Origin of the sequence: Gottfriedia sp. NPDC056225, from assembly GCF_042267765.1 — a bacterium.
In the GTDB taxonomy this organism is placed as follows: Bacteria; Bacillota; Bacilli; order Bacillales; family Bacillaceae_G; genus Gottfriedia.
This window is the reverse complement of sequence record NZ_JBHJTJ010000001.1, coordinates 275038-299498: the sequence shown is the minus strand read 5'-3', so window position 1 is coordinate 299498 and position 24461 is coordinate 275038. Positions and strand designations below refer to the sequence as shown.

At 34.6% G+C, this 24461-nt stretch carries 25 protein-coding genes; 24 read left to right on the top strand and 1 reads right to left on the bottom strand.

Going from position 1 to position 24461, the window contains the following annotated elements; genetic code table 11:
• The first annotated feature begins 98 nt into the window (after positions 1–98).
• A complete protein-coding gene (gene rpoE, locus ACFCYN_RS01440) occupies positions 99–647 on the top strand; it encodes a DNA-directed RNA polymerase subunit delta (RefSeq protein WP_172446456.1) in 549 nt (182 codons plus the stop codon).
• 311 nt (positions 648–958) lie between these two features.
• A complete protein-coding gene (locus tag ACFCYN_RS01435; protein ID WP_375947072.1) occupies positions 959–2560 on the top strand; it encodes a CTP synthase in 1602 nt (533 codons plus the stop codon).
• 144 nt (positions 2561–2704) lie between these two features.
• On the opposite strand, the gene ACFCYN_RS01430 is transcribed toward ACFCYN_RS01435, so the two are convergent.
• Entirely contained in the window at positions 2705–3226 is a 522-nt protein-coding gene (locus ACFCYN_RS01430) for a DUF2529 family protein (RefSeq protein WP_375947070.1), read from the bottom strand.
• Between the two features lie 201 nt (positions 3227–3427).
• Here ACFCYN_RS01430 and ACFCYN_RS01425 point away from each other — a divergent pair, with 201 nt between their 5' ends.
• From ACFCYN_RS01425 to ACFCYN_RS01320, 22 genes are all read left to right on the top strand, one after another.
• A complete protein-coding gene (locus tag ACFCYN_RS01425; protein WP_088070284.1) occupies positions 3428–3805 on the top strand; it encodes a response regulator in 378 nt (125 codons plus the stop codon).
• A 293-nt stretch (positions 3806–4098) separates the two neighbouring features.
• Positions 4099–4953 (top strand): class II fructose-bisphosphate aldolase, encoded by an 855-nt coding sequence (locus ACFCYN_RS01420; protein ID WP_098118959.1) that lies wholly within the window; start codon positions 4099–4101, stop codon positions 4951–4953.
• 454 nt (positions 4954–5407) lie between these two features.
• On the top strand, positions 5408–6706 hold the full coding sequence (locus ACFCYN_RS01415; RefSeq protein WP_172446453.1) for a UDP-N-acetylglucosamine 1-carboxyvinyltransferase: 1299 nt from the start codon (positions 5408–5410) through the stop codon (positions 6704–6706).
• A 72-nt stretch (positions 6707–6778) separates the two neighbouring features.
• On the top strand, positions 6779–7744 hold the full coding sequence (gene glpX / locus ACFCYN_RS01410; protein ID WP_098118957.1) for a class II fructose-bisphosphatase: 966 nt from the start codon (positions 6779–6781) through the stop codon (positions 7742–7744).
• Positions 7745–8109: 365 nt separating this feature from the next.
• A complete protein-coding gene (gene rho / locus ACFCYN_RS01405; protein ID WP_098118956.1) occupies positions 8110–9384 on the top strand; it encodes a transcription termination factor Rho in 1275 nt (424 codons plus the stop codon).
• Positions 9385–9544: 160 nt separating this feature from the next.
• Positions 9545–9790 (top strand): type B 50S ribosomal protein L31, encoded by a 246-nt coding sequence (locus tag ACFCYN_RS01400; RefSeq protein WP_025671035.1) that lies wholly within the window; start codon positions 9545–9547, stop codon positions 9788–9790.
• 213 nt (positions 9791–10003) lie between these two features.
• A complete protein-coding gene (locus ACFCYN_RS01395; protein WP_172446452.1) occupies positions 10004–10618 on the top strand; it encodes a thymidine kinase in 615 nt (204 codons plus the stop codon).
• A gap of 167 nt (positions 10619–10785) precedes the next feature.
• The gene (gene prfA / locus ACFCYN_RS01390; RefSeq protein WP_142317313.1) at positions 10786–11853 is read left to right on the top strand and encodes a peptide chain release factor 1; all 1068 of its coding nucleotides are present in this window, start codon (positions 10786–10788) and stop codon (positions 11851–11853) included.
• Positions 11853–12713 carry a peptide chain release factor N(5)-glutamine methyltransferase gene (gene prmC / locus ACFCYN_RS01385; RefSeq protein WP_375947065.1) on the top strand — a complete coding sequence of 287 codons (861 nt, stop codon included), beginning with the start codon at positions 11853–11855 and terminating at the stop codon, positions 12711–12713. Before prfA ends, prmC begins: the two co-directional genes overlap by 1 nt.
• Before the next feature lie 121 nt (positions 12714–12834).
• Positions 12835–13740: an ATP-grasp domain-containing protein gene (locus tag ACFCYN_RS01380; protein ID WP_375947063.1), complete on the top strand. Its 906-nt coding sequence runs from the start codon at positions 12835–12837 to the stop codon at positions 13738–13740.
• Entirely contained in the window at positions 13737–14591 is an 855-nt protein-coding gene (locus ACFCYN_RS01375) for an ATP-grasp domain-containing protein (RefSeq protein WP_375947061.1), read from the top strand. The genes ACFCYN_RS01380 and ACFCYN_RS01375 overlap by 4 nt, the downstream gene beginning before the upstream one ends.
• A 233-nt stretch (positions 14592–14824) precedes the next feature.
• Positions 14825–15625, top strand: a complete 801-nt coding sequence (spoIIR, locus tag ACFCYN_RS01370) for a stage II sporulation protein R (protein ID WP_375947059.1) — start codon at positions 14825–14827, stop codon at positions 15623–15625.
• Positions 15626–15682: 57 nt separating this feature from the next.
• A complete protein-coding gene (locus ACFCYN_RS01365) occupies positions 15683–16141 on the top strand; it encodes a GNAT family N-acetyltransferase (RefSeq protein ID WP_375947057.1) in 459 nt (152 codons plus the stop codon).
• Between the two features lie 106 nt (positions 16142–16247).
• Positions 16248–17291: an L-threonylcarbamoyladenylate synthase gene (locus ACFCYN_RS01360; RefSeq protein ID WP_375947055.1), complete on the top strand. Its 1044-nt coding sequence runs from the start codon at positions 16248–16250 to the stop codon at positions 17289–17291.
• A gap of 563 nt (positions 17292–17854) precedes the next feature.
• Positions 17855–18412 carry a manganese efflux pump MntP gene (locus ACFCYN_RS01355; protein ID WP_172446445.1) on the top strand — a complete coding sequence of 186 codons (558 nt, stop codon included), beginning with the start codon at positions 17855–17857 and terminating at the stop codon, positions 18410–18412.
• 111 nt (positions 18413–18523) lie between these two features.
• On the top strand, positions 18524–18958 hold the full coding sequence (locus ACFCYN_RS01350) for a low molecular weight protein arginine phosphatase (RefSeq protein ID WP_172446444.1): 435 nt from the start codon (positions 18524–18526) through the stop codon (positions 18956–18958).
• A gap of 128 nt (positions 18959–19086) precedes the next feature.
• Entirely contained in the window at positions 19087–19536 is a 450-nt protein-coding gene (rpiB, locus tag ACFCYN_RS01345) for a ribose 5-phosphate isomerase B (RefSeq protein WP_375947053.1), read from the top strand.
• 90 nt (positions 19537–19626) lie between these two features.
• Positions 19627–20211, top strand: coding sequence for a TIGR01440 family protein (locus ACFCYN_RS01340; protein ID WP_375947051.1), 585 nt, complete (start codon positions 19627–19629; stop codon positions 20209–20211).
• Between the two features lie 166 nt (positions 20212–20377).
• On the top strand, positions 20378–21619 hold the full coding sequence (locus ACFCYN_RS01335; protein WP_142317514.1) for a serine hydroxymethyltransferase: 1242 nt from the start codon (positions 20378–20380) through the stop codon (positions 21617–21619).
• 192 nt (positions 21620–21811) lie between these two features.
• A complete protein-coding gene (locus ACFCYN_RS01330; protein ID WP_172446441.1) occupies positions 21812–22327 on the top strand; it encodes a DoxX family protein in 516 nt (171 codons plus the stop codon).
• A 237-nt stretch (positions 22328–22564) separates the two neighbouring features.
• Complete coding sequence (upp, locus tag ACFCYN_RS01325) at positions 22565–23194, top strand: uracil phosphoribosyltransferase (RefSeq protein WP_172446440.1); 630 nt, start codon at positions 22565–22567, stop codon at positions 23192–23194.
• Positions 23195–23308: 114 nt separating this feature from the next.
• Positions 23309–24250 carry a DNA-binding transcriptional repressor DeoR gene (locus ACFCYN_RS01320; RefSeq protein ID WP_375947048.1) on the top strand — a complete coding sequence of 314 codons (942 nt, stop codon included), beginning with the start codon at positions 23309–23311 and terminating at the stop codon, positions 24248–24250.
• The last annotated feature ends 211 nt before the right edge of the window (positions 24251–24461 follow it).

The window sequence follows — 24461 nt, the reverse complement described above, 5'->3', positions numbered from 1 at the left end:
TATAATGAAAGATATGTATTTTATAACTAACAAGTAAAATTTATACATAATGTTACTAAAATTATGGTGAAAATATTATTTTTAAAGGAGTGCTTACCTTGAGTTTAAAGCATTACTCGGAAGAGCAATTAAAAGAATTATCGCTTATTGAATTAGCATATGAACTTTTTTCTGAAACAAAGGAACCTATTTCTTTTTATGACTTAGTTGACCAAATGGCAACTGTTTTAGGTGTAACTAGAGATGCGCTTATGGAAAAACTTCCTCAATTTTATACAGAATTAAATATTGATGGACGTTTCGTTTGTTTAGGTGAAAATCGCTGGGGATTACGTGCTTGGTATCCATATGACCAAGCAGAAGAAGAAGTATTACCTGTTGCAAAACCTAAGAAGAAACGTAAACAAGTAGAAGAAGATGAAGAGTTTGATGATTACGACACATCTGATGAAGACGAGTTTGAAGAAGAAGACGCTGAGTTAGATGAACTTGATGAAGATCTAGTTGAAGATGACGAAACGGATGAATTCGATGATGAAGAAATCGACGAAGACGATGAAGATATCGACCTAGAGGATGAAGATTTAGAACTAGAAGAAGAAGACGATGAAGAATTAGATGAATTTGAAGAGGAAGAAGAACGATAAGTTCTTGACTTTTTAGGACTGAATGAGTAGAATCTTTATTGGGCTCTTTAAAAAGAACGATATATAATTCGACGCTCCCTATTTTATATAGGGGGCGTCTTTGTTTTTTTAGAAAACTTTATAGTAAAGATATGAACATTGCTATATTCGTATTGAATCAAAAAGTTAAAAATTTGCATGAAAAAAACCCATTTTGGAAGACAATAAAGCATGCATACAAAAAGTTATTAAATTATTTTTTAGAATTTAGCTTTGTAATTTCTAGTAAGAAAAAATAAAATACGAATGCTAAAAATGGAAGGGGCTCAATTATGACAAAGTATATTTTTGTAACAGGTGGCGTAGTTTCATCTCTTGGTAAAGGGATTGTTGCAGCATCTTTAGGACGATTACTAAAAAACAGAGGATTAAATGTAACAATTCAAAAGTTCGATCCTTATATTAACTTAGACCCAGGAACAATGAGTCCTTACCAACACGGTGAAGTCTTCGTAACAGATGATGGCGCAGAAACAGACTTAGACTTAGGTCACTATGAAAGATTTGTTGATATTAATGTTACTAAATTCAACAATATAACTAGTGGTAAAGTTTATTCTACAGTTTTACAAAAAGAACGTCGTGGAGATTACTTAGGTGGAACTGTACAAGTTATCCCACATATTACAAATGAAATTAAAGATAAAGTTTTCCGTGCTGGCCGCGAAACAAATGCGGATGTTGTTATCACTGAGATCGGTGGAACTGTTGGTGATATCGAGTCATTACCATTTATGGAAGCTATTCGTCAAATTAAAGGCGATGTAGGTCGTGACAATGTAATGTATGTTCACTGTACGCTTCTTCCTTATATTAAAGCAGCTGGTGAGTTAAAAACAAAACCAACTCAACACAGTGTAAAAGAACTTCGTAGCATTGGTATTCAACCAAACGTGATCGTTTTACGTTCAGAAACAACTGTACCACAAGAAATGAAAGATAAAATCGCTCAATTCTGTGATGTAGATGCTAAAGACGTAATCGAATGTGTAGACGCTGATACACTTTACGAAATCCCATTAGCTTTACAAGCACAAGGATTAGACAGCATTGCATGTAATCATTTAAAACTACAAACAAATGAAGCAGATATGACAGAATGGACTTCATTAGTAGACAAAGTTAAAAACCTAACGAAATCAACAAAAATTGCTCTTGTTGGTAAATATGTAGAATTACAAGATGCGTATATTTCAGTAGCAGAAGCATTAAAGCACGCAGGATTTGCTTTTGATAGCGAAATTGAAATTAAATGGATTAACGCAGAAGAAGTTACAACAGCTAACGTAAATGAACTTTTAAGCGATGTTGATGGAATTCTTGTACCAGGTGGTTTCGGAGACCGCGGTGTAGAAGGAAAAATTTTAACTGCACAATTCGCTCGTGAAAATAACGTACCATTCTTAGGAATTTGTTTAGGTATGCAAATTGCATCAATCGAATTTGCTAGAAATGTATTAGGATTAAAAGGTGCTCACTCAGCAGAAATCAATCCTACAACTAACTACCCAATTATCGATTTATTACCAGAGCAAAAAGATGTTGAGGATTTAGGTGGTACATTACGTTTAGGTTTATATCCATGTAAATTAGTTGAAGGTTCAAAAGCATATGAAGCATATGGTGATGAAGTAGTTTACGAACGTCATCGTCATCGTTATGAGTTCAACAATGAATACCGTCAACAAATGGAACAAGAAGGATTTATTTTCTCAGGAACTAGCCCTGATGGTCGTTTGGTAGAAATTATTGAGTTACCAAACCACCCATGGTTTGTAGCATCTCAATTCCACCCAGAATTTATTTCTCGTCCAAACAGACCACAACCATTATTTAGAGACTTTGTAGGAGCATCACTTCAAGCTCAGAAATAAGGTAAGGGATGAAAATATAGGTCAAAAGTTTGAGTAGAAGTACTAAGACTTTTAAAAATAAAAAACACCCAACAGAATTTATAAAAAATTTTGTTGGGTGTTTTTTTGTGAGCATGAAAGAAAGTCCATTTTCTTATATACCGCTTAATAGTCTTCTAATATCTCGCTGATCGTTAGCAATAGACAGTGGTAAATAAATAAACCTGTAAGTAAGGTAGGAAAGCAGATTCGGTCTCCTTCGTCAGTTGGAACTAGCTTCCTTGTTAATTCATAGTTAATAAATACATCAGCTAGATCAGATAAATGATCTTCACCGTTTATAGAGGTAGAGACAATCACTAATCCAATATTTGATTCCGCTAGTTTATTTGCAAGGAGAATGGCTTCTTGGTCATCAGTTTGTCTTGTGAATAACAGTACTCGATCTACTGGAGTTAGAGATTGAATTTCGCCGTTTTCAAATAAAGGTTTAAATGCTTCATTTTGCTCAGCACCATCAGTAACCTCTGAAACGATGCCGTAGAATTCTTTTGTGCCGTGGACATAAACATTTCCTTCACCAATAACGGCCTGTGCTAGAAAGCGTGAAGCATCTTCAAAAACTTCCTCTTGTTTAACTACTTTTTGAAAAACTCCATTCAATTGTGTCGAAAAAATTTTTAACATTAAATAATACTCCCTCTTATAAAAGTATGTTCTAACCATTATACTGTAATTTAGGTATATACAAAAAAATTATGAAAAGTAATTTTTTGTAAAGTTTATGAACAAAATGCAGGAAAATGGATTTTTAGGTAGAATGTAAAAATTTAGGGAAGTTTGTATTTTTTTAAGCACGTTATCTGGTTTTGAAAGGTGGTACTATTTTTGGGAAGTAAATTACTTATTGTAGACGACCAGTACGGAATACGTTTACTTTTACATGAAATTTTCAAAAAAGAAGGCTATGAGGTTTTTCAGGCAGCTAATGGTTTTCAAGCGATTGATATTGTAGTGAAGGATTGTCCCGACTTAGTTATTCTTGATATGAAAATACCAGGTATGGACGGAGTAGAGATTTTAAAACGTATTAAAGAAATAAATAAAGATATTAAAGTCATTTTGATGACGGCTTATGGTGAGCTAGATATTATTGAAGAAGCTAAAAAGTTAGGGGCACTACAATATTTTCCAAAACCATTTGATATTGATGAAATTAAGAAGGTTGTTCGAGAGTATACTTCACAACCACAATCTCAGCAGTAAAAAAGCAGATGGGTAGCGGACCATCTGTTTTTATTTTACACCCTCATTTTGAAAGCGTTTTCGGAAATTAGGGATAAAATAGGTAGAAATGCCATTTAATTGTCCAATATGTTACGATAATACGAACATTAGATGATATTTGTTGTGTTTTCATTTCATTTTTTGTATTCTTATGTTGTGATATAAATACCTATTAATTTACATAATAAAGATCGATTTGTAGCATTATATTCTTGTTAGTACAATTATAGGTGCAGATTAATTTTCATAAAAGAGTATAAGGAGGGCTTAAAATGCCTTTAGTATCTATGACTGAAATGCTTAATAAAGCAAAAGAAGGTAAATACGCAGTTGGTCAATACAATATTAATAACTTAGAGTGGACTTTTGCTATTCTTACTGCAGCTGAAAGAGAACAATCACCTGTAATCCTTGGTGTCTCTGAAGGTGCAGCTAAATACATGGGTGGATTTAACACTGTTGTAAAAATGGTTGAAGGTTTACTAATTGATTTAAAAGTGACTGTTCCTGTAGCAATTCACCTTGATCACGGTTCAAGCTATGAAGCTTGTAAAGCTGCAATTGATGCTGGATTTACTTCAGTTATGATTGACGCTTCTCATGATCCATTTGAACAAAATGTTGAAACAACTAAAAAAGTTGTAGACTATGCTCATTCTCATGGCGTGTCTGTTGAAGCTGAATTAGGAACTGTTGGTGGACAAGAAGATCACGTTGTTGGTGACATTATTTATGCTGACCCAGCAGAGTGTAAAGAACTTGTAGAGCGTACTGGCATTGACTGCTTAGCTCCAGCTTTAGGTTCTGTTCATGGACCATACAAAGGTGAACCTAAATTAGGTTTCGACGAAATGGAACAAGTTGGTAAAGAGACTAATGTACCATTAGTTTTACACGGTGGAACAGGAATCCCAACTGAACAAATTCAAAAAGCAATCGCTCGTGGAACTGCAAAAATCAACGTAAACACTGAGAACCAAATTGCTTTCAACAAAGCTGTTCGTGATTTCGTTGCAAATGATGCAAATCAATATGATCCACGTAAAGTACTTGGACCAGGTCGCGAAGCAATTATTGCAACAGTGGCTGGTAAAATCCGTGAGTTCGGTACTAGCAACAAAGCGTAATATTTTAAGTTTTTTAGCTTGAAATATGATATATTATAATAAATTAAGCCGTCTAAATTATGTTTAGACGGTTTTCTTGTTTAACCATGCTGTTAAACGGAATAAATTTATATGTTTTTTCATTTACACTTGAAGATATTGGACAATAATGATTAGAATTAGTAGAGGACTAATTGATTTTTAAAAAAATTATCTTTACTAAATATCTATTTCTACCAATTAAATTTTATTTAAAGGGATTGCTTAATTTTTATGGAATTTGAAGATGTTGTACTAAAAAACGTGTGAGATTTTCCTAAGCAAATGTCTTTACAATAGACTGTTCCTCTCGTATAAACTAAGATTAGGGAAGTAGAAATTTGGAGAAAATAGGTAGAAACTATTTAACAGTTGAGAAGCTGAAAGTTTTACTTCTCTACTATTTTCTTCTGCTCATTTTAGAAGGGAGTATACTATGGAAAAGCTTGTATTAGAAGGCGGTATACCTTTAAAAGGTACTATTCGTGTTAGCGGTGCCAAAAATAGTGCGGTTGCATTAATCCCAGCAACTATACTAGCTAGCTCACCGGTAACACTAGAAGGTGTTCCTAATATTTCAGATGTTCAAACGCTTTGTGACCTACTAGAAGAAATTGGAGGTCAAGTAGAAGTTTCTGATGAAAAAATAATGATTGATCCAACAAATATGGTTGCAATGCCACTTCCAAGTGGAAAAGTAAAGAAATTGCGCGCTTCTTATTATTTAATGGGTGCAATGTTAGGTAGATTTAAGCAAGCGGTTATAGGATTACCAGGTGGATGTTATCTTGGACCAAGACCTATTGATCAACATATAAAAGGTTTTGAAGCATTAGGTGCAAAAGTAACGAATGAGCAAGGTGCAATTTATTTAAGAGCAGAAGAATTAAAAGGTGCACGTATATACCTAGATGTAGTAAGTGTTGGAGCAACGATTAATATCATGTTAGCGGCAGTTTTAGCAAATGGTAGAACAGTTATTGAAAACGCTGCAAAAGAGCCTGAGATTGTTGATGTTGCGACTTTATTAACTAGTATGGGTGCTAAAATTAAAGGTGCTGGTACTGATGTTATTCGAATTGATGGTGTAGAATCTTTATCGGGCTGCACACATACAATTATTCCGGATCGCATTGAAGCAGGGACTTATACAATATTAGCAGCTGCAACTGTGCAAGAAGGGGACAAGGTTATTGTAGATAACGTTATTCCTCATCACTTAGAATCACTTATTGCGAAAATGAGAGAAATGAATATAGATATTGATACGAATGACGATCAAATAATCGTTACAGGATCGAATAGAGAACTGAAATCAGTTGATATTAAAACATTGGTTTATCCAGGCTTTCCAACTGATTTACAGCAGCCGTTTTCTGTATTGCTAACGAAAGCAAATGGGACAGCCGTTATAACTGACACTATTTATGGTGCGAGGTTTAAACATATTGATGAACTTAGAAGAATGAGTGCAACCATTAAAGTAGAGGGAAGTACGGCTATTATTTCTGGTCCATCTGAGTTACAAGGTGGTCGTGTAAAAGCAAGTGATTTACGTGCTGGCGCTGCACTAGTTATAGCAGGTCTAATTGCAGATGGTAAAACAGAGCTAACTGGATTGGAGCATGTTGATCGAGGATACGAGGATTTAGTTGAAAAGCTTTTAGGCTTAGGAGCAAATGTTTGGCGTGTTCAGTTAACTAAACAAGAAGTTGAACAATTAAAAAATGCGTAAATTTGGATGTCTATATACTCCAGTTTAACATAAATAAGATAGTTTTCATTTACATCAAAGGGGGAGTTTTGAATGGAAAGAAGTTTATCAATGGAGTTAGTGCGTGTTACTGAGGCGGCAGCACTTGCATCAGCAAAATGGATGGGTTTAGGCAAAAAGGATGAAGCAGATGATGCTGCTACAACAGCAATGCGTGATGTGTTTGACACGATTCCTATGAAGGGGACTGTTGTAATTGGAGAAGGGGAAATGGATGAGGCTCCAATGCTTTATATCGGCGAGAAACTTGGTAATGGTTATGGTCCAAGAGTAGATGTAGCAGTTGATCCACTTGAAGGAACAAATATCGTAGCATCTGGTGGCTGGAATGCTTTAGCTGTTATTGCTATAGCTGATCATGGAAACTTATTACATGCTCCTGATATGTATATGGAGAAAATCGCAGTAGGACCTGAAGCTGTAGGTAAAGTTGATATAAATGCATCTGTTCTTGAAAACTTAACAGCTGTAGCAGAAGCAAAAGGAAAAAACATAAACGAAGTCGTTGCAACAGTGTTAAATAGAGAGCGTCACGCGAAATTAATTGAAGAAATTCGTTCTGCAGGTGCTCGAATTAAATTAATCAATGATGGTGATGTAGCTGGTGCAATTAATACAGCTTTTGATCACACAGGTGTTGATATTTTATTCGGTAGCGGTGGAGCACCAGAAGGAGTAATCGCTGCAGTAGCTTTAAAATGCTTAGGTGGCGAACTTCAAGGAAAGTTATTACCTCAAAACGAAGAAGAGATCGAACGTTGCAAACATATGGGCATCGAAGATCCAAACCGTGTATTATACATGGACGATTTAGTTAAAGGTGATGACGCAATTTTTGCTGCTACTGGAGTAACTGATGGAGAATTATTAAAAGGTGTTCAATACAAAGGCAATGTAGGAACTACACATTCATTAGTTATGCGTGCTAAATCAGGAACTGTTCGTTTTGTTGATGGACGTCACAGTTTAAACAAAAAACCTAACCTAGTAATTAAATAATTAGAGCAAAAAAGTAGAAGATTCTTATGGTTAATGTTGCATTAACCGATCATCAGAAATCTTCGTCAACAGTCTAAAAAATTTAAATAATAGTGTATTAAAATAATGGCTCTTTCCTTTATTTCCCAAAGGAAAGAGTCATTAAATAGTTCAGTCGAAAAATAGTTGGCATAAAAAACTCTTTCGAATTATAATCTCAATAGATAGTAATCCTATTAATTCTAATTACTTAGAATATTTTTAGGGGAAAAGGTTACACTAAAGAGTAATACTTTATGTAAGTTTCCTTCTTAAAACCTTCTAAATAACCTTCCGAATTAAGAAAAACCCTAATTTGAACGAAAAAAAGTAAAGAGTGGTGTTATATGAGTTTAACAATCTCTGCATTAGAAAGCATGAAATTAAAAGATTTGTATGAACATGCAAAAGTAATGAAAATTTCGTACTACAGTAAATTAACGAAAAAAGAACTTATTTTTGCAATCTTAAAAGCGCAAGCTGAAAAAGATGGATTAATGTTCATGGAAGGTGTACTAGAAATTATCCCTTCAGAAGGATATGGATTCTTACGTCCAATCAATTATTCACCAAGCTCAGAGGATATCTACATTTCTGCATCTCAAATTCGTCGTTTTGATATGCGAAACGGAGATAAAGTTTCTGGTAAAGTACGTCCTCCAAAAGAGAATGAAAGATACTTTGGTCTACTTCAAGTAGAAGCAGTAAATGGAGATGACCCTGAGAATGCGAAAGAACGCGTTCACTTCCCAGGACTTACTGCATTGTATCCTAATCGACAAATGAAGCTTGAAACATCACCTGCTAAGTTTTCAACAAGAATCATCGATATGATTGCTCCAGTAGGATTTGGTCAACGTGGTTTAATTGTAGCCCCTCCAAAAGCAGGTAAAACAGAATTATTAAAAGAAGTTGCAAACAGCATAACAACAAATCACCCAGAAGCAGAACTAATTGTATTACTAATCGACGAGCGACCAGAAGAGGTAACGGATATCGAACGTTCTGTAAAAGGAGATGTTGTTAGTTCAACTTTCGATGAGACTCCAGATAGTCATATTAAAGTTGCTGAATTAGTATTAGAGCGTGCTATGAGACTAGTAGAGCATAAGAAAGATGTCATTATTTTAATGGATAGTATAACTAGACTTGCTCGTGCATACAACTTAGTTATTCCACCGAGCGGTCGTACATTATCAGGTGGTATTGACCCTGCTGCATTCCATAGACCAAAACGATTCTTTGGTGCTGCGCGAAACATTGAAGAAGGCGGTAGCTTAACGATTTTAGCTACAGCTTTAATCGATACAGGTTCTCGTATGGACGATGTTATTTATGAAGAATTCAAAGGAACTGGAAATATGGAGCTTCATCTTGATCGTTCATTAGCTGAACGTCGTATTTTCCCTGCGATTGACATTCGTCGTTCTGGAACACGTAAAGAAGATTTATTAATACCAAAAGATCATCTGGACAAGCTATGGTTAATGAGAAAAACAATGTCAGATATTCCAGACTTTGTTGAACGTTATTTCAGAATGCTTCGTCAAACGAAAACAAATGAAGAGTTCTTCAATACGATGACCGAAGAAAGTAGAAAGACACCTGTCTCTCATAAATAGTTGGAAGATATAAGCAACCTGTAAGAGAAAATAGTGGGTTGCAATCTCCCGGGTTAGTTGCTATAATTTCATTTGTATGTGAAATGTAAATTATGTGGTATACACATAGTTTCTTATAACTCTGATTTCAAGGATTTCAGGGCGGAAGGAGATGAAAAACATGAAAGCGAATATTCATCCTAATTACAAGAAAGTAGTGTTTATGGATATTAACACTGGTTTCAAATTCTTAAGCGGATCAACAAAATATTCTAACGAAACAATCGAGTGGGAAGATGGCGAAACTTACCCTTTAATCAAAGTTGAGGTTTCTTCTGATTCACACCCATTCTACACTGGTCGTCAGAAATTTGCTAACGCTGCAGGACGTGTTGAACGTTTCAACAAAAAATACGGCCTTAAGTAATATTGATGAAAAGCAGGCGAGTTATTGCTACTTTGCCTGCTTTTTTTACGCATTTATAGTCAAATATCATAGAAGTATAATTCAATATAATGAATTTTTATATAGATAGAAAAGATACTTACACAAACAATAATGCTGAATTTTCTAGCGTTTTATAATAGCTTAAAATAAATAAAATAGTCTTTGTACTGATATAGAAAGGTGAGACACATAATGTTCTTTATGATGAAAAAAAATGGTTGGATTGAAATGATTTGCGGAAGTATGTTTTCTGGAAAATCAGAGGAACTAATTCGCCGCGTTCGTCGTACACAATTTGCAAGGCAGAGTTGTGTTACATTCAAACCATCAATTGATAATCGATACAGTGAAGTAGAAGTGGTGTCTCACACGGGTATGAAAGTACCTGCTTACGCAGTAACACACTCATCACACATCCTAAAATACGTAACCGAAGAAGTTGAAGTAGTTGCAATCGACGAGATTCAATTCTTTGATGATGAAATCGTAAATATAGTTCAACAACTTGCGAACTCAGGAAAAAGAGTTATTTGTGCGGGATTAGATCAAGACTTCAGAGGGTTGCCATTCGGAAAGGTACCTGAAATATTATCGATTGCCGAACATGTAACAAAACTAAACGCGGTTTGTGCAACGTGCGGCTCACCAGCAAGTAGAACTCAAAGATTAATAAATGGTAAACCAGCTTTATTTGAAGACCCTATCATTTTAGTAGGTGCGTCTGAATCATACGAACCAAGATGTCGCCATTGCCACGAGGTACCAACTAAAACAATTCAACCTGCTCTTCAAAATCAAAATGATTAATTGGCTGTAGGTTGAAAATTAGCTATTAAGACCATATACTAAGAGTTGTGGATAGACGGCGCAATAACGCATTTATCAGGCAATTAGAATTAAAGAAGCGATTTTGTATCGCTTCTTTCGATATATATTTAGTAAAAATTTAAGACGAAAACGTCGAGGTGAAAATTATGTTTGATCGATTACAAGCAGTAGAGGATCGCTATGATAGATTAAACGATTTACTTAGTGACCCTGAAATATTAAATGACTCAAAAAAATTACGTGAATACTCAAAAGAACAATCTGATATTCAAGAAACGGTTGATGCTTATCGTCAATACAAATCAGTTAAAGAGCAAATCCAAGATGCAAAAGCTATGCTTGAAGAGAAGCTTGATGCTGATATGAAAGAAATGGTAAAAGAAGAGTTAAACGAATTAGAGAACGAATCAAAAGAGCTAGAAGAGCAATTAAAAATCCTTTTAATTCCAAAGGATCCTAATGATGATAAAAACGTTATCGTTGAGATTCGTGGTGCAGCAGGAGGAGACGAGGCTGCATTATTCGCTTCTACTTTATACCGTATGTACAGCCGTTACGCTGAGGTAAATGGATGGAAAACTGAAATCATTGAAGGTAACTATACAGAGCTAGGTGGCTTTAAAGAGGTTATCTTTATGATAAACGGTAAAGGTGCATACTCAAAATTAAAATTTGAAAATGGTGCTCACCGTGTTCAACGTGTTCCCGAAACAGAATCAGGTGGTAGAATTCATACTTCAACTGCAACAGTAGCTGTTTTACCTGAAGCTGAAGAAGTTGAAATTGAAATTCATGACAAAGATATTCGTGTTGATACATTTGCTTCAAGTGGACCTGGTGGACAATCGGTAAATACAACGATGTCTGCTGTTCGTTTAACACATATTCCTACGAATACAGTTGTATCATGTCAGGACGAAAAATCACAGATTAAGAATAAAGAAAAAGCGATGAAGGTTCTTCGCGCTAGGGTTTATGATAAATTCCAAAGAGAAGTTCAAGCTGAATATGATCAAAACCGTAAGCAGGCTGTAGGGACGGGTGACCGCTCTGAACGTATCCGTACTTATAACTTCCCACAAAACCGTGTAACTGACCATCGAATTGGATTAACAATTCAAAAGCTTGATCAAATCGTTGAAGGTAAAATCGACGAAATTATTAATGCATTAATTATGGATGACCAAGCGAAACGAATGGAACAAAGTCAATAATGACGACAAAGATATATGAAGCCCTAAAATGGGCTTCTTCTTTTTTACAAGAACACGGTCGCGATGAAAATGTGGGTGAAATTGCATTAAAACATATATTAGACTGCAATCGAACGGAATTGCTGTTGAATATGAGAGAAGATTTAGAAGACAGTCAGTGGACACAATTTCAGGATTTTATAAATAAGCATATTGAAGGCCAGCCAATACAATATTTGATTGGATATGAGTATTTTTATGGTCGTAAATTCTTCGTTAATGAGGAAGTCCTAATTCCTCGACCGGAAACAGAAGAATTAGTAGAAGGGGTTCTACAACGTATTCAAAAACATTGGAACAATACCGAGCGACTTGAACTAGTTGATGTAGGTACAGGTAGTGGAGCAATTGCAATCTCACTTGCTCTTGAGAGTATTCAACTTAATGTTCACACTGTTGATATTGCAGCTGAATCAATACAAGTAGCTAAACGAAATGCACAAGAGTTACATGCGAAAGTTCATTTTATTCATAATGATTTACTTAATTACTTTATTGAAGAAAATAAGAAGGTTGATATTGTTGTATCAAATCCACCTTATATTCCTCATGAGGATTGGTTAGGATTAGATGATGTTGTTAAAAATCATGAGCCATACCGTGCTTTAGTGGGTGGTGAAGACGGTCTAGATTTTTACCGCCGTTTTGCAAATGACTTACCTAAAGTATTAAAAGAAAAGTCTCTTGTTGCATTTGAGGTTGGTGTAAACCAAGGTGAGCCAGTTGCGGACATCTTAAGAAAAGCTTTTCCGGGTGCGGCTGTTGAAGTTGTTTTCGATATAAATGGCAAAGACCGAATGGTATATATGTTAAATGGCTAAAAAAGAATCGTAATACATTGAACAGTAAAAAATCAATGTATTGCGATTCTTTTTTTATATGATAAAGTTGAAAAAGATAAGGAATTTTAATCAAAAAAACTTAATGAAAGAAGATAGTAGAATGAAAAAGTTTAATGGTTGGATTGTGTTTAATGGTCATATTACAGCTACAAAATTTACTGAACTTTTCGAGTGGTTACGAGATACGGCAACTGCTAAAGGCATTGATGTCACTTTAGTTAAACATTATGAACTCGTTCCAGTAATCGAAAAAGGTCAAGCAATTTTAAAAGGGAAATACGCGAACCAAAAGCCTGATTTTGCTATTTTTTGGGACAAGGATGTTCATTTAGCTAGGCATTTAGAAAATATGGGACTTAAATTATATAATTCCGCTAAGACCATCGAAGTCTGCGATGATAAAGCTTTAACTTTTCAGGAATTATCAAACTTCGATATCCCAATGCCAAAAACGATTACTGCACCACTCTTATTTCCGAATTGTGATTTAACAAATTTTGATTTTTATGAAGAAGTAATCAAGGAACTAGGTTTCCCATTAATAATAAAAGAATCATTTGGTTCATTTGGTAGACAAGTTTATTTAGTTGAGAACAGAGAAGATTTTTTCATAAAGGTAGAAGAGCTTAAACATGTACCTCATATTTACCAAGAATTCATAGAGTCAAGTAGAGGTACTGACATTCGTATTCAAGTAGTAGGAAAACAAGTAGTAACGTCTGTGCTAAGAAAATCAGAATCAGATTTCCGTGCAAACGTTACAAACGGTGGAAAAATGTACAAATATGAGCCAACAGAAGAGCAGATTAACCTAGCGCTAAAATGCTCTGAAATTTTAAAAGCTGATTTTGCTGGGATTGACTTATTATTTGGCGAAGACGGAAAAACATATTTATGTGAAGTGAACTCAAATGCGCATTTTAAAAATATTTATCTATGCACAGATGTGGATACAACCAAATATATAATCGATTATATTATTGAAGACTTGGAGAAAAACGTATGACTGGCTGGCTAATCTATTCAGAAGCGGATGCAGACCGAAATAAATCGTATATCGACTGGTTAATAAGTGGAGCAATGGAAAATGGATTTGAGCTAAAGTTACTTTATACGGAAGATCTTGTAATTGGTATTCGAAATGGTGTGAATGCACTTTTCTACCAAGGTAAAGAAATAAGTAAACCGGCCTTTATTATAATGAGAGCAATATCACAAATGCTATCCTCCCACTTTGAAGAAATGGGAATAAGAGTTTTCAATAACCATGCGATTTCATCAATGGCCAATCACAAGTTTTTAACTCATCAGAAGCTTGCCAACTTGGGAATTCCTATGCTAGACACTCTTTATTGTAAAAAAAGTACAATTGCAAAAGCAATTGACACAATTCAGTTCCCTTGTGTACTTAAAAATTGCACAGGAAGAGGTGGTAGTGAAGTATTTCTTATCAATGACCAAGAAGAACTTTTGGAGACAGTACAGAACTCAAATTTCGATGAATTATTAATTCAAAGTGTTGCAGAGCAATTAGGTAAGGACTTAAGAGTTTTTATTATCGGTAAAGAGATCATAGCAGCTGTTTTAAGATATTCAGAAAAGGACTTTCGAGCTAATTATTCATTAGGTGGAGGTGCAATACTATATGAACTTTCCCAAAATGAAAAAGAACTCATTCAAAAAATAGTAGACCACTTTGATTTCGACTTCGTTGGAATTGACTTCATGTTCGATGCGAACAATCAACTAATCTTAAATGAAATTGAAGATGTAGTAGGTAGTAGAACATTATATACAGTATCTGATATTGATATTGTTTCGCTCTATATGGATTATATAAAGAAAGCTCTTGCTTAAAATACAATGACAGTGGCCATTCAAAGTCTTCTATTTTACGAAATGAGAGAATTCTAGAGTAACGATCGAGTATAGTTCGACTCCTAAGAGGGATGTGGGAACGCTGAGTCCCATGGGAAGTGACCATGCTATAATGGAAATCGTCGGTATACTTATCAACAGAAAAAATAGAATACTAGTGTTTAAGAAACTTATAATTTGTCTACACTGTTCCTAGAGGGATGGTGGAGAGAATGAAAACTAAAAATAAAACAAAACTAACATATAGAATTATTTCTTTATTTATCATATTATTGATCAGCTCATCGGTATTAATGCCACTTCGAGATACAAATGCGAAAGGCAATGAAATGGTCGTAATTCCGAAGAAGGCTGTAAGATTAAGAATACTAGCAAATAGTGATTCTAGTGAAGACCAAGCTCTTAAGCGTAAAGTAAGAGACGAAGTTAATGCTCAAATTAGCACTTGGGTAAAAGATTTAACAAGCTTCGAAGAGGGACAAAAGGTTATTAAAAGCCATATTCCAGACTTACAAAAAACAGTTGCACGCGTTATTAAAGAAGAAGGCTCTAATCAAACATTTACAATTACTTTCTCTAAAAAAGTTAAATTCCCTACAAAACTATACGGAAGTTTCTTATATCCTGCTGGAGATTACGAAGCTGTACTAATTAAACTTGGTGCAGGTCAAGGAGCGAACTGGTGGTGCGTATTGTTCCCGCCTTTATGCTTTCTAGATTTTTCAAATGGTGACGCAACATTAAACAAAGATGCACTTCAAGCTCAACAAAAAGTTGATAAAGAAACGAAAATAGAAGATGAGCCTAAAAACGAACCTACAAAGAATGATGATATAACACGTTTAAGTGATGATGATGGTTCGTTTAAACATAGTAATGATTTACAAATAGAAGATGAAGCTGAATCTAATAGCGGTGAAGCTGTTGCAGCATCTACACTGCCTACTGATGAGCCAAAAAGCGATATAAAAGTTGAAAGCTTCTTCGTACAAATGTTTAAAAACTTATTTTAGTTCTAGCAATCTCCCTATGTGCATAAAGTATTACAAGCATATTAGGGAGGTTTTTTTATGAAAATAAGATCAGCTATTCAAGAAGATTTCGAAACAATTTTTTCATTTCTAGGACAAGCAGGATTATCTACAAACGGGCTAGAGGAACAACAAGAATCTTTTTTCATAATGGAAGATGACTTCGGGAAAGCACAAGCAGTTATTGGGTATGAACAAGATGGAGAAGAAGCATTATTAAGATCACTAGTAGTTGCGCCTACCATTTATTCACAGCATATGGTACTCTTTTTACAAAGTGTTCTTGATAAACTAAAAGAGGAAATGATTAATAAAGTATATTTATTAACAAGGCAGCATGTTGTTCAAGACTTATTCCTTTTACTTGGTTTCGGGCAGGTGGACAGGGATGATGTGTCGGACAGTATTAAAGAAATGAATCATTATCAAACTACTATTACAAATGAAGAAGTGTTAGTTTACCAAAAAGAACTATACACAAAGTTATCCACAAATTAGCAAGTTTTGTCCACAATTTGTGGATAAAACTTGCTTTTCATTCTTTGGATCATGTCTAAATTTGTAAAATATACACTATTATTCACTCTAAAGAGAGGTGCTACGGATGGAAACTAAAATATGGTATGTGGATAATCCTGTGAATAAAGTAGAAGTTTACCCACAGATTGTGGATGCAGCTAAAAATTTACAGTTAGGACAAGTTGTCGCATTTCCGACAGAAACAGTTTATGGACTAGGAGCGAATGCTCTATCAGATGAAGCAGTCCAACGAATTTTCGAGGCTAAAGGTAGACCAAGTGACAATCCACTTATTGTACACATTGCTAACGAAGAACAATTAGACAGTCTAGTAGAAGACATTCCAGCAGATGCAAAAAAATTAATGGATGCTTTTTGGCCAGGACCATTAACTTTAATATTAAAAAGCAAAAAAAATGTCTCAAAATATGTAACGGCAGGTTTATCCACAGTTGGTGTAAGAATGCCAGATCACCCAGTCGCTTTAGCATTAATTGAATCATGTAATTTACCAATAGCTGCACCAAGTGCAAATACATCAGGAAAACCTAGTCCTACTTCTGCAAAACACGTATTTGAAGATTTAAACGGACGAATCGTAGGAATCGTCGATGGTGGTAGTACAGGAGTAGGGGTAGAATCAACTGTGATCGACTGCTCTCAAGAGATATTTACAATATTAAGACCAGGCAGCGTTACTCCAGAAATGATTAAAGAAATCATATCAACAGTAGAAGTAGATCCATCAACTATGAAAGAAAACGAAGCACCAAAATCTCCGGGAATGAAATATAAGCACTATGCCCCAGACGCTCAAATGCATCTTGTAAACGGAAGCATTGAGTTTATGCACAAACTTATACACAATTCCAAAAAAGAAGGAAAAAGAGTCGGGATCTTAACAACGGAAGAAAACGTAACACAATATGAAGCCGACGTTGTACTCGCGTGCGGAAAGCGTAATGATCTATCAACCGTAGCAGCATCGCTATACGATTGCATTCGTAAATTTAACGATGAACATGTAGATATTATTTACTGCGAGACCTTCCCGTACGAAGGAATCGGAATTGCAATCATGAATCGATTGTGGAAAGCTTGTGGACATTCGATAGTGCAGGAAAAATAATAGAAGCTCCTTGGGGGCTTCTATTATTTTTTTTTGCTGTCAGAGGAAGTGCAAATAAAAATGTTGAAACTGCAAATGAATTTTAGTAAGTGCAAATAAAAAAGTCAAAACTGCAATAAAAATCAAGAAAACTGCAAATAAGAGCAAGAATCATGAAGAAATCGGGTGAAAGAATAAAAGAATAGAAGAAAAACCAATAAAATTGATTGAAAAACAACCGAATGCAAAAATTTAGTCTAGTAAAACCATAAATAACACAAAAAAACCATCAGTGTTAAGTCTAGAGAAGGATTTGAATACTATATCAAAGAAGTTCGCCACGAAATCAACGAGATTCAACAATATATCAACAAAGTTCGTTACGATATCAACGAGATTTACCATTATATCAACAAAAATCATCACTATATCAACAAAGTTCACAACTATATCAACAAAGTCCACATTTTGCTCGCCTTTTTCGAAATTGAACCCCACACCACTATTATTAAAATTTATTAATTTCCCTCATATGATTTGTAGGACGTGCATATCTTTTAATAGCAAGTCCTAGGGGGGAAAGCATGAGTAGCTCATTAATCGATGAAATGATTACATTAACAATTATGGGATCTGCGCTAGGTTTAGATGCATTCTCAGTTGGATTAGGAATGGGTGTCATACAACTTAAATTTAAACAGATCATAAATATTGGTATTGTAATCGGGCTGTTTCATGTAGTAATGCCCTTATTAGGAATGATCATAGGTTATGAACTATCAGATAAATTTGGGCGGTATGCTGTATTACTCGGTGGAGTGTTATTACTAGGAATAGGTTTCCATATGATTTATTCTACATTGTTTGGAAAAGAGGAAAATAAGTACTCACCTAGTGGATTCGGTTTACTAATTTTTGCGTTTAGTGTGAGTGTAGACAGCTTTTCAGTCGGAATTAGTTTAGGTACATTCGGCGCTAAAACTTGGCTAACAATTATTTTATTTGGTATTATTAGTACAATTTTAACTTGGGCTGGTTTATTTTTAGGACGAAGAGTAGAGCAAGAACTTGGTAAATTTGGGGAACTATTAGGTGGTTCATTCTTGCTAATTTTCGGTATTAAGCTATTATTTTTTTCTTAATAGATACATAAGTTATAAAACGTTAAGGATGGAGACAATTGCCCCATCCTTTTATTTTTTAGTAAAATGGATTAAATAACACGTTCCGATTAATGAAGGTGAGGTATAGAAATGAAAAATATATTATTTGTTTGTACTGGAAACACATGTAGAAGCCCTATGGCAGAAGCGCTGCTAAGGCATCATGGTAATGAGTTGTTTCAAGTCAAATCTGCAGGTGTATTTGCAATGCCAGGTATTCCTGCTTCTCAAAATGCAATATTGGCGTTAAAGAATAAAGGGATTGATGCGAATCATTCGTCCCAGCAGGTAAATGAAGAACTATTAGAATGGTCTTCGAATGTCCTATCAATGACATCGAGCCATAAACAAATGCTAATTACTAACTTCCCTCAGTATAAGGATAAAATATTTACATTTTATGAATTTATAAATGGTCAGAGTATAGATATTTCTGATCCATACGGAGGATCATTATCAATTTATGAACATACATTGAACGAATTAGAAGAATTAGTAAAACAAATCGTTCAAAATGCAAACTAATCATAATTTATTTGATGAAAGGTTGTTAATTAGATTCCCTCAATATGAACATAATAGTGTAAGATAGAAAATGGAAGACAAGTCATACATAAAAAATTACACAATGATGTCAATATGGGGGTTACCTAATGAAAGTAGCAATAGCATCTGATCACGGTGGAGTAAACATACGCCAAGAAATTATGAATTTAATGGATGAAATGGGCATTCAATACGAAGATTATGGTTGCGAATGTGGTACATCTGTAGACTACCCAGATTACGCATTTCCAGTAGCTCAAAAAGTAGCAAGTGGAGAAGTGGATCGAGGAATTTTAATTTGTGGAACAGGCATTGGAATGTCAATTGCTGCGAATAAAGTAGAAGGAATACGTTGTGCATTGGCACACGATACGTTTAGTGCAAAAGCAACTCGTCAGCATAACAATACAAATATTCTTGCAATGGGAGAACGTGTAATTGGACCTGGCCTAGCAAGAGACATTGCGAAAACTTGGTTATTGACTGAATTTGAAGGCGGACGTCATGAAAACCGAGTAAATAAAATTACAGAATACGAAAAAACTCATAAATTATAAAAAACAAAAAAAGCCGTTAATCCAAAACCGATTGTGAAGATTATCGGTTTTTTTGTAATAATTATAAGTATTTATCAGATCTAGATATAAATGAAAGGAGGAAAAGAAATGAATGAAGAGCAAAATTTAGTAGCTAAGCAAATAAAGTCATTGTTAAATGAACTGAATGATGAAGTAAATTTTACAAGTGAACATGTATTAGTAATTGGTTGTAGTACTAGTGAAGTAAGTGGACAAAGAATTGGTACATCGGGGACAATTGAAGTAGCAGAGGTTTTATTTAATGAAATTAAAGCCTTTCAAGATGAAACAGGTGTACAATTAGCATTTCAATGTTGTGAACATTTAAATAGAGCGCTAGTAGTTCAGAAAAAGACAGCAAAAAGCTTACGTCTAGATGAGGTAACAGTTGTACCAGTCCGTACTGCAGGAGGTGCCCTTGCTTCGTATGCATTTAGACATTTGGAGCATGCAGTCATTGTTGAGCATATTAAGGCAGATGCAGGGATTGATATTGGGGACACATTGATCGGAATGCATTTAAAGCATGTGGCTGTTCCTTTAAGAACGCGTATTAAACAAGTTGGACAAGCACATATTACAGCAGCAAAAACGCGTCCAAAGTTAATCGGTGGAGCACGTGCAGTTTATTCAATAGATGAAGACTTGAAATAATATTTTTTAATAGAATAGAATAGCTAAATGTTAGTAAATTGAAAGATATGTCTTTTATTTTTAATACAAAACATGGTAAAATAGAAAGGAATTCGTTCGTTTTATCGAATAATATAGTAAATTTATACTAATAATGTTCGTGTTTTACAATAAGGGGGATATAGCCGTGGAAAATTTAAAAAAGCAAGATCCATCATTGTATGAAGCAATGCAGTTAGAACTAGGTAGACAACGTACTAAAATCGAATTAATTGCTTCTGAAAACTTTGTAAGCGAAGCAGTAATGGAAGCCCAAGGTTCAGTATTAACAAATAAATATGCTGAAGGTTACCCAAGTAAACGATACTATGGTGGTTGTGAATATGTAGACATCGTAGAAAACATTGCAAGAGACCGTGCAAAAGAAATTTTCGGAGCGGAACATGTTAACGTTCAACCTCATTCAGGTGCTCAAGCAAATATGGCAGTTTATTTCACTATTTTAAAACATGGTGATACAGTATTAGGAATGAATTTATCACATGGTGGTCATTTAACTCACGGAAGTCCAGTAAACTTCAGTGGGGTTCAATATAACTTTGTTGAGTATGGTGTAGATCCAGAATCTCAAGTAATCAACTATGAGGATGTATTAGAAAAAGCTAAATTACACAAGCCAAAATTAATTGTAGCTGGTGCTAGTGCTTATCCAAGAGCAATTGACTTTAAAAAATTCAGAGAGATTGCAGATGAAGTTGGAGCATACTTAATGGTTGATATGGCTCATATTGCTGGTTTAGTAGCGACTGGTCATCACCAAAATCCAGTTCCATTCGCTGATTTCGTGACAACAACGACTCATAAAACTTTACGCGGCCCACGTGGTGGTATGATTTTATGTAAAGAAGAATACGCAAAAGCGATTGATAAATCAATTTTCCCTGGAATTCAAGGTGGACCATTAATGCACGTAATTGCAGCAAAAGCAGTTGCATTTGGTGAAGCTTTACAAGATGATTTTAAAAATTATGCTCAAGCAATCATTGATAACGCTGCGCGTTTAGCAGAAGGATTAAAATCTAACGGGTTAAATTTAGTATCTGGTGGTACGGATAATCATTTAATTCTAATTGACGTTCGTTCATTAGAGTTAACTGGTAAAGTTGCTGAACATGTGTTGGATGAAGTTGGAATTACATGTAACAAAAATACAATTCCGTTCGATCCAGCAAGCCCATTTGTAACAAGTGGTATTCGTATCGGTACAGCGGCTGTAACTTCAAGAGGCTTTACTTTAGAAGATATGGACGAAATCGCATCAATTATTGCTGATACTTTAAAAGATCACGAAAATGAAGAAGTATTAGAAACATCTCGTAAACGAGTTAATGCTTTATCTAGCAAATACGAATTATATCCTACATTTTAATTTATAAAGTAGCTATCTTTAGAACTGCTTATGAGCAGTATACTAAAGATAGCTTTATTTTTGGAAAGTTATGTGAAGTAGTTCACATAAAGTTCATTAAAACATGTGAAATAGTTCACATATGTTAGCTGGAATAGAGTACAATAACTCATGTAAACAACAAAAAATAAACTATACGGAGGCAAAAAAATTATGTTTATTAATTTTTTAAGAACTAATAAAATTGCATCTGGTTTCTTAGCTATTATTCGTCTTTATTTAGGATATGAGTGGATTCATGCAGGCTGGGGTAAATTATCAGCTGGTGGATTTGATGCTTCAGGATTTTTAGGATTTGCAGTAAAAAGCGCGACAGGGGAACATCCAGCAGTACAAGGCTGGTGGGCAGACTTCCTGACAAATTTTGCATTACCAAACATTGATCTATTTAACTTTTTAGTGCCAATCGGAGAATTCGCAATAGGACTTGGACTAATTCTTGGTTGTTTTACAAAATCAGCAATGTTCTTTGGCTTAATGATGAATTTTGCGTTCATGTTTAGTGGTACTACTAGCACAAACCCACAAATGGTTTTATTAGGAATCTTTATTATCATCGCTGGTTCAAATGCAGGACGTCTAGGATTAGATCACTATATTAGCAAATTTATTAATCGAAAAATTTTCTCTTCAAAAGTTTCAACAAATAATTTAAGTAATGCATCTTAATCTTATAAAAAATAAAAACTTCCCTTCCGCTAGATTTTTCATAAGGAAGGGGAGTTTTTTCATGAAAATAGGTAAAAATAGCAACTAGATTAGTAAAAAAAGGAAAATTTTAAGTCGCAATAAAAAAAGATATAAATTAATTCACTTTGATTGTAGATGTGGCTTGAATTATTTAACCGCTTTCGGTATTCTTTTTAAGAATAAGAAATTACTAAGTATTTGCAAGGAGCGATATAAGTGAGTAAAGTATACGTTTTTGATCATCCGTTAATTCAACATAAAGTTTCTTTAATTCGTAAGAAAGATACTGGAACAAAGGAATTTCGCGCACTGGTTGATGAAGTTGCAGGCTTAATGGCATTTGAAATTACACGCGATTTACCATTACAAGAAGTGGAAATTGAAACACCAGTTGCAATTGCAAAATCGAAAGTTATTGCTGGTAAAAAATTAGGGATTGTACCAATTTTACGTGCTGGTTTAGGAATGGTTGATGGTTTCCTTCAATTAGTTCCTGCAGCGAAAGTTGGACACGTTGGATTATACCGTGACCCTGAGACTTTAAAACCGGTTGAATATTATGTTAAACTTCCTACAGATGTTGAAGAACGTGACTTCATTGTGATTGATCCAATGCTAGCAACAGGTGGCTCAGCAGTTGAAGCAATTAATTCTTTAAAAACACGTGGTGCGAAAAATATTAAGTTTATGTGCTTAATTGCTGCTCCAGAAGGTGTTGAAATCCTTCAAAAAGCACACCCTGATGTAGATATTTACATAGCTGCTCTTGATGAAAAATTAAACGATCATGGTTATATTGTACCGGGCCTTGGCGATGCTGGAGATCGTTTATTTGGTACGAAGTAATTACATTTAAAAAGCTTTCCTAATCATAGGAGAGCTTTTTTTAATTAAAAGGGGTATAATAATTAAAATTTGAGCGAGAAAATTGGATCGGTAAGTTAAAGGGGATTTAAAACAATGTCTTTGGAAAAACAAAGGTTAATAATAGATGCAGCAAGATTGTATTATGACTCTGATTTTAGTCAACAAGAGATCGCAACTAAGTTAGGAATCTCTCGTCCAACCGTATCAAGATTGCTCCAACAAGCAAAAGAATTGGGATATGTACGAATTGAAATTATAGATCCTCTTGAAGGTAATCAGGATTTAGCAAGAGAATTAAAAAGAAAATATAATTTAGACTCTGTTGAAGTTTGTTATGCACCAATTGATGACCATAACGAGGTATTGCAATCAATTACGAAAAAAGCTGCAGATGTATTAGTAGATATAGTACATGATGGTGATATTGTAGGAGTAACTTGGGGGACTACTATGTACCATATTGCAACGAAACTAAGCAACAAACCGGTAAAAGGTGTGGAGATTATTCAACTAAACGGTGGAGTAAGTTACTCTAAAACGAATACATATGCAACTGAAACAGTGAATTTATTTGCTGAAGCATTTAATACTGTTCCAAGATATTTACCATTGCCAGTTATATTTGATAATCCACAAGTAAAGCAAATGGTCGAAGGGGATCGTCATATTGGCCGTTTAATCGAATTAGGTAAACGATCTAATGTCGCTATTTTTACAGTTGGAACAGTAAAAAAAGATGCTTTATTATTTAGAGTTGGCTACTTAAATGAAAAAGAAGAAAATGATTTGCAATCATTTGCTGTGGGAGACATTTGCTCTCGCTTTTTTGATAAAGAAGGAAATATTTATTCTAAACTGCTTGATAGCCGAACAATCGGCATAGCGTTAGATGAACTAAGAAGTAAAGAAAAATCGATATTAGTTGCGGGTGGAGAAAGAAAAATCAACGCAATTCACGGTGCGTTGATGGGAAAATATGCAAACGTATTGATAACCGATCAATTTACTGCAAAGCGATTATTAGAGCAAGGATAACGAGAAAGAATTAGTAGAAAACAAATGGAAGCTGAAAAAAGGCTTCTTTTTTTGTACATTAAGAAAGTAAAAATTGGAAATGGGGAAGAGAAAATCAACTAGTTTTCAATTATTAGGTAAAAATGGCTTTGGAAATCGGCGAATATCTTAATATTACAGGAAAAATTATCCTTGAACATAAGTTCAAAATGTGTTTTACAAAATTTCACGC